This is a genomic window from Algoriphagus sediminis, from assembly GCF_030403435.1.
GTDB lineage: Bacteria > Bacteroidota > Bacteroidia > Cytophagales > Cyclobacteriaceae > Algoriphagus > Algoriphagus sediminis.
Genome location: NZ_JAUEPH010000003.1, coordinates 553,462 through 565,683, shown reverse-complemented (window position 1 = coordinate 565,683; position 12,222 = coordinate 553,462). Strand labels below are relative to the sequence as shown.

Genomic DNA, 12,222 nt, shown 5'->3' with positions numbered 1-12,222 from the left:
CTTAATTCTTACTTTCTTCCACCGCATGATGCGCAGCCCTCGCTGCAAAAGCCATATAGGTCAGTGATGGATTTTGAGTAGAGGTAGAGGTCATACATGCCCCATCCGTCACATATACATTTGGAACTGCGTGAAGCTGATGATGCTTATTCAAAAGTGAGGTTTTTGGGTCTTTGCCCATGCGCACGCCTCCCATTTCATGAATGTCTAAACCGGGAGCTTGTTTACTATCACTGGACCGAATATTAGTGAATCCAGCCTTTTCAAACATATCTGACATCTGTTCGATATAATCCCTGGTCATTTTCTCATCATTCTCATCATAATCCACAGAAACTCGCAGCTGTGGGATTCCAAAATCATCGGTCAACTCGGGGTCCAATTTCACATAGTTTGTCTCTTTTGGGATAGTCTCTCCCATCATATGAGAACCTATTCTCCATGGACCATACTGATCTGGATTGAGAAGATTGTTTTTAAGCTCCATTCCTATGGCATCAGTGTCCGGACTTGAACCTCTATTCGCTCCAAAACCAGCCGCATACCCTCTGAGGAAATCGGTCTCTTGCTTGTACACATTTCTAAATCTTGGGAAATAACCACTAGTTGGTCTGCCACCCGACGTGGTGTACTCGGATAGACCTTCGTATTCAGCTGATACTCTTGCCCGATAATTATGGAAAGCAATGTACTTGCCTAGCAATCCGTTATCATTTCCCAAGCCTTCAGGGAAGCGATCAGATTTAGAGTTTAAGAGAATCGCATTAGTGTTCAAAGCGGCTGCATTTAAGAAAATCACTGGAGCATAAAACTCCTCCATTTCCTTAGTTTCTGCATCGATGATTCTGACACCGGTAGCTTTACCTTTTTCCTCATCATAAATCACGGAGTGCACTACTGCCATAGGCCTCAATGTGAGATTACCTGTTTTCAGCGCCCACGGAATTGTAGAAGAATTACTACTGAAATATCCCCCAAATGGACATCCTCTTTGGCAAAGATTCCTGCTTTGGCAAAGTGTACGACCCTGTTCCACAAACTTCTCAGGATTACCATTGATATGAGCCATTCTGGCCGCAATCATGTGGCGGTCATTGCCATAGTTCTTTTTCAGGCTTTCCTGGAAATGTTTTTCGACTATGTTCAGTTTGAAAGCTGGAAGAAATTCACCATCTGGCAGATTAGGTAATCCGTCTTTGTTGCCGGCTACCCCGGCAAATTTCTCCACATGACTATACCAGGGAGCGATCTCGTCGTAAGTGATAGGCCATTCCACTGCAAAGCCATCTCTGGCTGGCCCCTCAAAATCATACTTGGACCAGCGCTGAACGTGTCTCGCCCAAAGCAATGACTTACCACCCACCTGATAGCCACGAATCCAATCAAAAGGTTTTTCCTGAACATAGGGATGCTCTTTATCTTTTACGAAAAAATGCATGGCATCTTCCCGAAACGCATAGCATTTACTGATGACCGGATTTTCTTTTTTTATGTCTTCTGTGAGCTGGTTTCTATGCTCAAACTGGTAAGGAAGCATATTTGTGGTAGGGTAGTCCTTGTTATGTTCCACATTTCTTCCCCGCTCGATCATCAGGGTTTTCACCCCCAGATCACAAAGTTCTTTGGCCGCCCAGGCCCCGGAAATACCTGATCCTACCACGATCGCTTCGTAAGTTCGATCTTGCTTATTCTTTAGGTTTAGATTAGCCATTAATCCTTGGTTTATTGATATCTGAAATCAAAACAGCTCCATTGTATTCACCTGGAATCAAGGAATAAGGAATGACTTCGGTTTGTATATACTCGGAGGCCATGTAACCTTGGATGGTAAATCGTTTGGCCATTTGAAGGAAGTATTTGATGTTGGCGGATTCTTCAGTCTCCGCTGCCAGTCCTTCCTTAATGATTTCTTCTCTTCCGTTGTCGCTTAAACTTGAGAAGCCGCTTCCAGCTTTGGTTTTTACAAATTCCGGAAAAGCTCTTAGCCCCGCCATAAATCTGTTTTGATCTTCAGACTTCACACAGTCATTCACCATCACCAAAATGAAATCCGGCACCTCGATATCAAGTGCGCCTTTTATCTCCCCTGCGGGAATGATGGTGTTTGAAATGGCACCAAGCAGATCTTTTTCGGAGGCTTTTATCTGTAGTTTCTCGTAAGCGGCAATAATATCATCAGAGCTGAAGTCACAGGAAGGGATCAAAGCTATGCCTCCGGTGACCATCGCGAGATGTTTAAGGGCAATTCTTCTATTCATAGATAATTATTTTGGGTAATTAGGCATATAAACTAAGTAAATCCCAGCCGAAAAACCACCCAAAACTGACTATTGGCTCAAAATTTCTTTACGCCAATTGTTATGAATAGCCTTTAGCTCGGAAAGTACCTCAGGATGCATACTTGCCAGATTTTGACTTTCTGTGCTGTCCTGCTTCAAATTCACTAAATAAAGAGAATCTGATTCCAAAAACTCCAATTCATTCCTAGGATCAAATGGATTCCCCAGAAGCTTCCAATCACCTTTTCTAACGGCCCAGGAATTTGTTTTGACTTCAGGATTTCCAGTAGCCCAAAACATGGTTTCATGTGGTGAATCTGCATTGGAATAGATCACGTCCCTCAGGCTAAACCCATCCAAAATTTCACCATCTGGAAGGTCCACCCCTGCCAGATCAGCAAGCGTGGGAAGCCAATCCACTGCCCCGGCCCATTGGTTTCTTACCTCACCTTTTGGAATATCACCATCAGTCCAGGATATAATCGCCGGAACCCGGATTCCACCCTCCAGCATGCTAAACTTGGCTCCATTAAATGGGCCTGGATTTCCTCCGCCAAAATAAGCCCGAGATTCCACACTGTGACCGTGGTCAGACTGGAAAACAATGATCGTATTATCAATCTGCCCCGTGGCTTGCAGATGATCCAAAACATTACCCACCAGCTCATCCATGGTAGAAATAAAAGCAGCATACTCTTTCCTTGGGCTAGGCAAATTGGCATAATTTTTTAGCCAGCTTTCACGCCCCTGATAAGGATAATGGGGCATATTAATCGCCCAATACACAAAAAAAGGATCGCCTTTGGGCTGGGTAAAATTCACTAATTCCTCCACCATCAAGTCCCCAAAAAACTCCCCTTCCCGGTAGACTTCAGTTTCGTTTTGGTAGAGATCATGAAGATTTGGACCATTCCAAAAAAAGAAGTGAGAATAGTTATCTATGCACCCTCTTTGATGTCCGAAGAAATAATCAAACCCCTGTCCATTCGGAAGTTTTTCAGGGGTATGTCCCAAATGCCATTTCCCGATCAAGGCCGTTCTATAGCCAGCCGGCTTAAATACTTCGGCCATGGTCACTTGCTCCGTAGGCATGCCGGTTTTACCTTCTGGGTCGTTGTTTGGAGTATCCACATTTCCAAAAAGCCCTGCATTGTAATTATACTTCCCTGTAAGAAGTCCTGCTCTTGAAGGCGAACAGACAGGAGCGACGGAATAAAACTGCGTAAACCGAACGCCGGCCGCGGCAAGCCTGTCCAGATTTGGAGTTTCAATGTCGGTGCTTCCGTAACTATTTAGATCCAGCGTACCTTGATCATCGGTTAGAATCACCAGGATATTTGGCTTGGAAGGATTCGGAACTTCAGCCTCCCGCTTAGCACATGAAACTAGAATGAGCAGAAACGCTGAGGCCAATATCAGTTTACTTTTCATTTCCTTCTTCAAGGGTAAAAAAGTCAGGATTCTCCGCGGATTCTTCATTGTGTGCTTGGATTAGGATTTGTAATTGTCTGACAATTTCTGGTTGCTCAGCGGCTAAATTATACTGCTCAGAAGGATCTGTTTCTACATCAAAAAGCAACGGTAAAGGATCATCGAAATAGGTTTTTCCGGTTTGGGAATTTGTACGAATATGCAGTTTCCATCTTCCATGCCTCACGGCAAAAACAGTATTGTCAAATCCATAATAAAAGAAGGTCCGCTCCTCTTGCTCTTTTAAAAGTGAAAACTCAGAAAGGTCTATTCCATCTATGATTCTATCATTTGGGAGTTCCTTGTCAAGTATCCCGGCAACTGTTGGGAAAATGTCTTTGGTCGAGGCAATTTCCATGTAAACATCGCCTCCATCTATTTCCCCAGGCCACCAAAAAAATGCAGGTTCCCTTTGACCCCCTTCCCAGGTGGAACCTTTTCCATCTCTAAAAAGACCGGCAGATCCTCCCAATTCATCCTTGATTATCCAAGGCCCGTTGTCCGAGGTGAACCAAACCATTGTATTTTCCGCCAATCCATTTTCTCTTAGGTAATCCAAAATTTGTCCGACGGACCAATCAATCTCCTCAATTACATCACCATAAAGTCCACGTCTGGATTTACCCTGAAACCTTTCCCCGGGATAAAGCGGCACATGCGGCATGGCATAGGGAAGATAAATGAAGAAAGGATTGTCCTCATTCTTTTTGATGAAATCTATGGCCTTTTCGGTGTAAAGCTGGGTGAGTTTGGTCTGATCAGGATTCAGCTCCAGCGTATCATTCCCTGATAGCAATGGAATATCCGGCCACTTTGGAGGAATCATATCATTGCTATAAGGCAGACCGATGTACTCATCAAAGCCGTTTTGCAGAGGCAGATATTCTCTTTTGGTCGTTCCCAAATGCCACTTCCCATACATGGCCGTATTGTAGTCCTCATCCTTCAGAAATTCTGCAAGAGTATACTCCATGGGATGGATTCCTCTGGGAGAATCCGGGTTTAAAACCCATCCGAATCCGGAGCGTTCTGGATATCTACCAGTCAAAAGGCCATATCGACTGGCGGTACAGGCAGGCGATGTGGAATAGAAATTGGTGAAGCGAATTCCCTCCATCGCCATTTGATCGAGGTTTGGTGTCTGGATGGTGGGATGGCCATTCACTCCCACATCACCATAACCCATGTCATCAGCGAAGAGGATGATGATGTTGGGTTTTTGCTGGGCAAAGCTAAGTTCGCTCAGGGCCATAAGGCCAATCAAAAAAAGTACTTTTCTCATAGTTTAGGGCGTAATGATTCCAACCTCTGCAAAGGTCGCTGCTTGGTTATCCACAGTTTGGATGGCCGTGAGCCTGATAAACCTGGCTTTTTCCACATCAAACCTTATCTCTTGCTGCACAGGATTATTTTGGATATTTGAAAACTCACCTTCGGATACTTTCTTCCAAAGCTTCCCATCTCGACTCACCTGAAATTCATACTTGCTGATAAATCCACTGGGATATCGGGCTTGCATGGGATAATAGGTAAACCCTGAAATATCCAACTCCTCTCCCAGATTAATCTCAATTGAATTATTTTCACTTGTCCAGTAGGTCTGAGGGTTCTCGTCTATGATTTTTTCATCCGCACTTTCCCATAAAGCCTTACTCTTTCCCAAAGTCACTACAGACTTCTGGCTGGTTTCTCCACTTCCAGGGTCCTTCGAAAAAGTCGTCAAACTCACCGCTTCATCAATCTGAAAAGGCTGAGAATAAGGAATTTCGTCTCCATCAGCACCAAGGGAATAGTAAAGCTCCAGATCTTCATCAGGAGAGGTAAGCGTAACTATTCCGCTCTTTTCCCTTGATATTTTTGGAGGGATCAAAAGCGCAGGAGCATCGTAAATTCCTATTTCTGAGATAACCGGAATAGCTTTGGCATCTAAGAATCGAAGCCGAATCCGCTCTGCTCTTTGCTCGGGAAATCTCAGAATTCTCTTGTAGCCCACAGTAGTCCCATCTGCGATTGGCTCCCAGCCATTATCCAATTCTTTTTCTAGTACAAATGACTTAACTCTTTGCCCCAGCGGAGTGTATTCCTGAATTAAAAGTCGATTAAAGGTAGTTTCCTTTCCAAAATCAAAAGTCAATTCCCAGTCTGATGAATTATCAGGAACTGTCCAGTAGGATTCATAATCCTGGTCAATCAAATTATCTGTTTCATAGGATTTTCCCCTTTCACTTGAGGCCTTGATCTCAGATGCACCAAGCAAATTATACGCGAAGTCCTCTTCTATTTTTGTGGCTAAAGCCAAAACTGCCTCCTCATCTTGCTCATGAATCAAACCTCTGGTATCCACGGGAAAATTGATCAAAAGCGAAGTATTTCGACCGATACTTTCATAATAAATACCCACCAACTGATCGAGGGTTTTCACCTTATGATCTTCATAAGTATGATAGTACCAGCCTGGTCTCGTGGAGACGTTTGTTTCAGCTGGAACCCAATGCGAGCCATTCTCCTGTCCATCCGACCATTCCTGAGCATACTCCGGCATCCCAGCATAAACCGAATCTCGAAATAAATTCGACCAGGTGGTTTCATAAGCAAAGCCACTTTCATTTCCCACCCAACGAACATCCGGACCGGCATCACTGAATAAAACTGCATTGGGTTGGAGTTCCCGAACCAAAGCATGCGTATTCGGCCAATCGTAATAGGTCAGCTTATCCACTCTTAGGGTTTCATTGGCACCGCCATACCAACCATCTCCGCCATTCGCTCCATCAAACCAAACCTCAAAAATCTCCCCGTAGTTACTGAGTAGCTCAGTCAGCTGATTTCGCATGTAAGTAATGTACTCAGGCTTGCCATAGTCAGGATGGTTTCTATCCCATGGGGAATAATAGATTCCGGGCTTCAGCCCAAATTCTCTACAGGCATCAACAAATTCTTGAATCAAATCGCCCTCTCCATTTCTCCAGGGGCTATTTTTTACTGAGTGCTCAGTGTAGGCCGATGGCCAAAGTACAAAACCATCATGATGCTTTGCCGTCAAAATCAAGCCTTTCATTCCCGCTTCTGAGGCCACTTTCGCCCATTGTCTGGCATCCAATTCCGTAGGATTAAACTGCTCAGGGGATTCATCTCCAAACCCCCATTCCCGATCCGAGAATGTATTCATATTGAAATGAATGAATCCATAATACTCTAGCTCTTGCCAAAGAATCTGTCTTTCATCCGGGATGGGCAACACCGGCTCAGGGGGAGCAACTTTCGGCTGGCAAGCCCAGAAACCCAAAAGGATAACGGAATAAAAATACTTTTTCATGGCTGGTTGGTAGACAGGAATATTACGGATTCTATGTGGAAATAGAAAGGATATTTTGCTGGTCCATCACCTTACCTGACCATTGGTCTTTTCAGGTAAAAGCTCTTCCAAAAAATACATTAAATTTCACCATGCGTAGAATTTTCACCCTTCTGCTCCTTTTCATCAGCCTAGTCTGCTACGGGCAAATTACCATCAAAGTCTTGGATCAGGAAAGTCAGATTCCGATTCAGGATGTCATCTTTGAAAGTGTAGATGGCAAAACAGAATTAAGTGATGAATCAGGTCAAGTGACCTTTAATTCTCTAAAGTCTGAAACCTTTATCGTATCCAAAGAAGGCTACCAGACACTCCGAGTCAGACTTTCACCCGGAGAAAATGTAGTCTTCTTAAAAAAGCTTGCGATCGACCTATCCCAGGTTACCGTTACTGCTTTTGAATCCCAAAGACCTCTGCTGGAGCAATCCGCGGCAATTGCCGTGGTTCGGGAAGCTGACTTTAATCGCTTCAATGAAACCTCCCTTGTCAATTCTTTTAATACAAAGCCGGGGGTACGAATCGAAGAGCGTGCACCAGCCAGTTATAGGGTTTCAATACGCGGCAGTTCGCTCAGAGCTCCTTTTGGGGTGAGAAATGTAAAAGTGTATTGGAATGAGGTTCCATTTACCGCACCGGATGGAACCACTCCTCTGAACCTTCTGGACCTTACCAATATCCGAACCGGAGAAGTCATTAAAGGTCCTTCAGGAAGTGTCTATGGTGCAGGAAATGGTGGAGTCATTAATTTGAGTAGCCCTGCTCAAGTAAGTGGAAATCGAGTTAGCTCCGATTTGCTTTTAGGTGACTTTGGCTTGGTAAAATATCGACTGGGCCTAGCTCAAAAAATTGGTTCAGGAGCTCTGGAAGCTTCATTTGTAAGCCAAAAATCTGATGGCTATCGTGATCATTCTGCCATGGACCGTAAAGTATTTCAGCTATCCGGGAGCTTTAATCCATCTGAAAAACAGGAAATCAGAACCCAGCTTTTGGTATCAGACCTTCAATATGAGATTCCGGGAGGACTAAATGAAGATCAGCTCAATGAAGATCCGACTCAGGCCAGACCTGGCTCTGAAAACCAGAATAGCTCTATCGACCAACAAACGATTTTTGGCTCCCTGGCCCAGTCCTATACGTTCTCAACAAATACTAAAAATACAACAGCTCTTTACCTCATGACAACCGAGTTTGAAAATCCATTTATTCTGGATTATAAAAAGGAATTAAGCTTCGGGTATGGCGGTAGAACGAGCTTTGAATTAAATGGAAATCTTCTCAAAAAACCCATGAGAATTGTCCTCGGGGCAGAAGCTCAGGGAAGTGTTACCGATGCTCAAAATTTTGGAAATGTGAATGGTGTGGCTGACACCATCCGCTTTGCTGATAAGCTCAGAGCAAGCCAGGCATTTCTCTTCCAGCAATTGGAATGGAATTTATCCGAGAAGTTCCTTTTTACACTAGGTCTAAGTGAAAACTTCTCAAGTTTTGAAATAGATAGGCAAGTAGATGCATCAGGAGGAGCTACCGGAATTCAAAAAAGAACTTTCGATCCTATCCTGATTCCAAGAGTAGCTCTGAACTATAGAATCTCTGAATTCACCGCGATGTATGGAAGTATAAGTAGTGGCTTTTCACCTCCAACCATCGACGAAGTCCGAACCAATGAAGGGAGTTTGAATCTTGATTTAGAAGCCGAGCGAGGTCAAAACTACGAGATCGGATTCCGCCATGGGAAAGAAAAACTGAACATTGACTTTACGGCTTACTTTTTCAAGTTGGATGAGACCATCACCACCTTTACCAATGAGCAAGGCGTAGTTCTTTTCCAAAATGCCGGGGCGACGGACCAGAAAGGAATCGAAGCGGCCATAGATTATGACTTTATTCGAAATGGTTCGGCAGCGATTAGAAACCTAAGCCTTGGAACGGCTTACACAGGTCAGTTTTTCACTTTCGTAGATTATCAAAAAAGAGAGAACGATTTTTCAGGAAATGATCTTACGGGAGTTCCTCAAACCACTTTGGTCAGCAGATTCGACCTGCGTACATCTCCTGGGATTTATTTAAATCTAACTCATCAGTACGTCTCTGAAATACCTTTAAACGATGCTAATTCAGTTTATCAGGATCCATTTAATCTGATGAACCTGAGAATTGGCTGGGCTGGTAATCTTGGAAGAAAATGGGATTTGGAGATATTTACAGGAATAGACAATTTACTGGATGAAGTGTATTCCCTTGGGAATGACCTCAATCCATTTGGAGGAAGATTTTATCAGCCTTCCCCAGCCAGAAACTGGTATGGAGGCATTAAGCTAGGTTTTAATTATTAGACTTTTAACCAAGAACTATGAGACGAATTATCAGTATGGTTTTAGTGATGACACTCTTCAGCACCATCTCTTTCGCTCAAGAGGAGGAAAAGGCTTGGGAGCCCAGAGAGCCAAAAGAATTCAAGACTAGTCATCAAGGAACTTTTGGGGGAAGGCTCCTTACCTACGATGCCATCGTGGGAGAAACATTCATCAAGGATTCTGAGGGAGAAGTCATCGGCTCGATGTGGAGTACTTCTTATTTAAAAACTGGAATTCCAAATGATGAGCCTCGCCCGGTGATGTTCATTTTCAATGGTGGTCCTGGTTCTGCATCAGTTTGGTTGCATATGGGCTTTTTTGGACCTAAAGTGGTCAAAGTGGATAGCGATGCTGATGAAGATGATGGTGCTGCACCATACGAATTGGTGGATAATTCTGACTTCCTAATTGACTTGGTAGACCTGGTTTTTGTGGATCCAATCGGAACTGGATTCAGCCAACTGGAAGGCAAAGGGGAAGGTGAAGACTTTTGGGGTTTGAAAGCGGATGCCAATTCAATTGCACAATTCATGAGAACATGGGTAACCAAGCATAATCGCTGGCAAGCGCCGAAGTTTATCGCCGGAGAAAGCTTTGGTACTACCAGAGCCGCACTCATCACCGAGATATTGCAAGGCGGTGGTCAAACTATGGCATTGAATGGATTGGTTTTGATTTCTCAGGCTTTGGACTACGCAGGATCCACTTCCACAAAGGATAACCTGACCTCACTATTCACTTACCTACCATCTCAGGCGGTCACTGCCTGGTATCATGGCAAAGCGGGACAAGGTAAAACCATAGAGGAATTTGCTCAAGAGGCTAGAGAATTCGCTTATGGAGAATATCTTGAGTCTTTGTTCCTAGCCCAAAAACAAACTCTGGAACAAAAGGATGCCATCGCGGAGAAACTAGCCTATTTCACAGGATTAGATAAAGATTACATTCTTCTTTCGGATAATCAGATCTTGATGGGCCGATTTAAGAAAGAGCTTTTGCGCGATGAGCGCAAAGTCATAGGCACACTGGATGGGAGATTTTTAAATGAAGAGACCGAAGCGGTTGCAGAGAACCCGGTTTTAGGAGATCCAAGTAGCTACATGACTAGTGCAGCCTACACTGCTACTTTCAATGATTATTTGATGAATGAGCTCGAAGTGGAAATGGATAGACCCTATTTCACTTCTTCCCAAAGTATGTCCGGTTGGGATTGGAAACCCTCGTCAGGAGGCTATTGGGAGCCATCTTATGTTAGCACTGCCCGAAATCTGAGCGAGGCTATGAGGAGAAACACCCAGCTTCAAGTGATGGTAGCAAATGGATATTACGACTTAATCACTCCGTTCTTCGATTCAGAATTCACCTTTTCTCGACATGAATTCCCTCAGGATCGTATTCATATGACCTATTATGAAGCAGGGCATATGATGTATAATCGGCAAGAAGATTTTGATGCACTGGCCGAGGATATTCGGGAATTCATAACTGGAATTTTAAACTAATCAGAAAGGGAACCAATTATCCCATCTTTGATTTATGAAAAGAAAAAAGAATGCAAAAACCAGACTTTAACCCAGAAGAAGTAACCAAAATAATCCGTGGCCGAAGATCCATGTTTGTGGCACAGTTTAAGGAGAATGACCCCATAGATGATGCCATCATCGAAGAAATGCTCGAAAATGCGCGATGGGCCCCTACACATAAGCTTACTCAGCCTTGGCGGTTTATCGTTTACACTGGAGAAGGCCTTAAGAAGTTTGGGCAATATCAGGCCGATATGTATAAAATGCGAGCAGAGAAAAATGGAACTCCTTTTATCGAGGCCACCTATGAAAAGTTTCTAAACAACCCCCAAAAAGCTTCCCACGTAATTGCCATTTTGATGAAGCGTTCTGAAAATATTCCTTTAATGGAAGAAATCGCTGCTACAGCTATGGCGGTTCAGAATATGTACCTGACTGCCTCTGCATACGGACTCGCTGGATATTGGGGAACGGGCGGCCCTACCTTTTGGCCGGAGGCCAGAGAAGACTTTGGTCTAGAGGGCGAAGATATGTTGATGGGCTTTTTCTATGTCGCGAAACCAGCTTCTGATAATTGGCCGACTGGAAAACGAGATCCGCTAGACGAAAAAGTAGCTTGGGTCACAGAATAAAAAAAGGCTGGATATTGATCCAGCCTTATTCATGGTCTTGGTAAGGTCTGCTTAGAAACCTACAAATGCTGGAGGAGTCACTCCATTTGCTCTTAGATAGGCAATAGCTGCCCCTCTATGGTGAGTGCAGTGATCATCTAACATGGCAATTACCTGTCTTCTGGTCAATTCATTTCCAAAAGCATTGATTACTTCCGCACGGTCGGCTTCACTCAAACCAACGATAGCTGATTTCCCATATTCATATGCCTCTTCTAAAAATGCAGCTAATTCTTCCTTTGATGCAGTTGCAACATCAATCTGAGGAGCCGAGGCTTCACCTCCTTTGAGTAGCCCTTGGCTTATCCCAACTATTGCCGATCCAATATGGTGTATTTGTTCCTTGAAGGACATGGCCTCAGGGTCAGTTTTGTAATCCATTCCCGAATCAGGCATCGCATTTAAAACATCAATGGTGAATTGCTTCCCATGATTCCACTTGGTGGCGAATTCTTCCATAGTGGTTTGGGCTTGTAGATTTCCCATAGCCAAAAATGAAATGAAGAACACGAATGCTCCAAACGATTTTGTGAACTTGTTCATAGTAACGTGGTGTTTGATTTATCGTTA

9 protein-coding genes are annotated in these 12,222 nt (G+C 43.9%); 3 read left to right on the top strand and 6 right to left on the bottom strand.

What is annotated here, in order from left to right:
• Position 1 precedes the first annotated feature (1 nt).
• The 5 genes from QVH07_RS08850 to QVH07_RS08830 form a co-directional block, all read right to left on the bottom strand.
• Positions 2-1,711 carry a GMC oxidoreductase gene (locus tag QVH07_RS08850; RefSeq protein ID WP_289999806.1) on the bottom strand — a complete coding sequence of 570 codons (1,710 nt, stop codon included), beginning with the start codon at positions 1,709-1,711 and terminating at the stop codon, positions 2-4.
• The gene (locus QVH07_RS08845; RefSeq protein ID WP_289999805.1) at positions 1,704-2,258 is read right to left on the bottom strand and encodes a gluconate 2-dehydrogenase subunit 3 family protein; all 555 of its coding nucleotides are present in this window, start codon (positions 2,256-2,258) and stop codon (positions 1,704-1,706) included. Before QVH07_RS08845 ends, QVH07_RS08850 begins: the two co-directional genes overlap by 8 nt.
• Positions 2,259-2,327: 69 nt before the next feature.
• Positions 2,328-3,758 (bottom strand): sulfatase family protein, encoded by a 1,431-nt coding sequence (locus QVH07_RS08840; RefSeq protein ID WP_289999804.1) that lies wholly within the window; start codon positions 3,756-3,758, stop codon positions 2,328-2,330.
• Positions 3,700-5,031 (bottom strand): sulfatase family protein, encoded by a 1,332-nt coding sequence (locus tag QVH07_RS08835; protein WP_289999803.1) that lies wholly within the window; start codon positions 5,029-5,031, stop codon positions 3,700-3,702. The genes QVH07_RS08840 and QVH07_RS08835 overlap by 59 nt, the downstream gene beginning before the upstream one ends.
• 3 nt (positions 5,032-5,034) lie before the next feature.
• The gene (locus tag QVH07_RS08830) at positions 5,035-7,065 is read right to left on the bottom strand and encodes an alpha-L-fucosidase (RefSeq protein ID WP_289999802.1); all 2,031 of its coding nucleotides are present in this window, start codon (positions 7,063-7,065) and stop codon (positions 5,035-5,037) included.
• A gap of 131 nt (positions 7,066-7,196) precedes the next feature.
• Here QVH07_RS08830 and QVH07_RS08825 point away from each other — a divergent pair, with 131 nt between their 5' ends.
• From QVH07_RS08825 to QVH07_RS08815, 3 genes are read left to right on the top strand one after another with little or no spacing between them, the layout of a single operon-like run.
• Entirely contained in the window at positions 7,197-9,437 is a 2,241-nt protein-coding gene (locus QVH07_RS08825) for a TonB-dependent receptor family protein (RefSeq protein ID WP_289999801.1), read from the top strand.
• A 17-nt stretch (positions 9,438-9,454) separates the two neighbouring features.
• The gene (locus QVH07_RS08820; protein ID WP_289999800.1) at positions 9,455-10,960 is read left to right on the top strand and encodes a S10 family peptidase; all 1,506 of its coding nucleotides are present in this window, start codon (positions 9,455-9,457) and stop codon (positions 10,958-10,960) included.
• A 50-nt stretch (positions 10,961-11,010) separates the two neighbouring features.
• Positions 11,011-11,613 carry a nitroreductase family protein gene (locus tag QVH07_RS08815; RefSeq protein WP_289999799.1) on the top strand — a complete coding sequence of 201 codons (603 nt, stop codon included), beginning with the start codon at positions 11,011-11,013 and terminating at the stop codon, positions 11,611-11,613.
• Between the two features lie 51 nt (positions 11,614-11,664).
• Here the strand turns inward: QVH07_RS08815 and QVH07_RS08810 are convergent, their stop codons facing one another.
• On the bottom strand, positions 11,665-12,195 hold the full coding sequence (locus QVH07_RS08810) for a DinB family protein (RefSeq protein ID WP_289999798.1): 531 nt from the start codon (positions 12,193-12,195) through the stop codon (positions 11,665-11,667).
• Positions 12,196-12,222: the final 27 nt, after the last annotated feature.

What these genes read in the sequence shown, in the direction of transcription:
- QVH07_RS08850 (WP_289999806.1), bottom strand. Translation starts at nt 1,711, where the DNA reads ATGGCTAATCTAAACCTAAAGAATAAGCAAGATCGAACTTACGAAGCG.
- QVH07_RS08845 (WP_289999805.1), bottom strand. Translation starts at nt 2,258, where the DNA reads ATGAATAGAAGAATTGCCCTTAAACATCTCGCGATGGTCACCGGAGGC.
- QVH07_RS08840 (WP_289999804.1), bottom strand. Translation starts at nt 3,758, where the DNA reads ATGAAGAATCCGCGGAGAATCCTGACTTTTTTACCCTTGAAGAAGGAA.
- QVH07_RS08835 (WP_289999803.1), bottom strand. Translation starts at nt 5,031, where the DNA reads ATGAGAAAAGTACTTTTTTTGATTGGCCTTATGGCCCTGAGCGAACTT.
- QVH07_RS08830 (WP_289999802.1), bottom strand. Translation starts at nt 7,065, where the DNA reads ATGAAAAAGTATTTTTATTCCGTTATCCTTTTGGGTTTCTGGGCTTGC.
- QVH07_RS08825 (WP_289999801.1), top strand. Translation starts at nt 7,197, where the DNA reads ATGCGTAGAATTTTCACCCTTCTGCTCCTTTTCATCAGCCTAGTCTGC.
- QVH07_RS08820 (WP_289999800.1), top strand. Translation starts at nt 9,455, where the DNA reads ATGAGACGAATTATCAGTATGGTTTTAGTGATGACACTCTTCAGCACC.
- QVH07_RS08815 (WP_289999799.1), top strand. Translation starts at nt 11,011, where the DNA reads ATGCAAAAACCAGACTTTAACCCAGAAGAAGTAACCAAAATAATCCGT.
- QVH07_RS08810 (WP_289999798.1), bottom strand. Translation starts at nt 12,195, where the DNA reads ATGAACAAGTTCACAAAATCGTTTGGAGCATTCGTGTTCTTCATTTCA.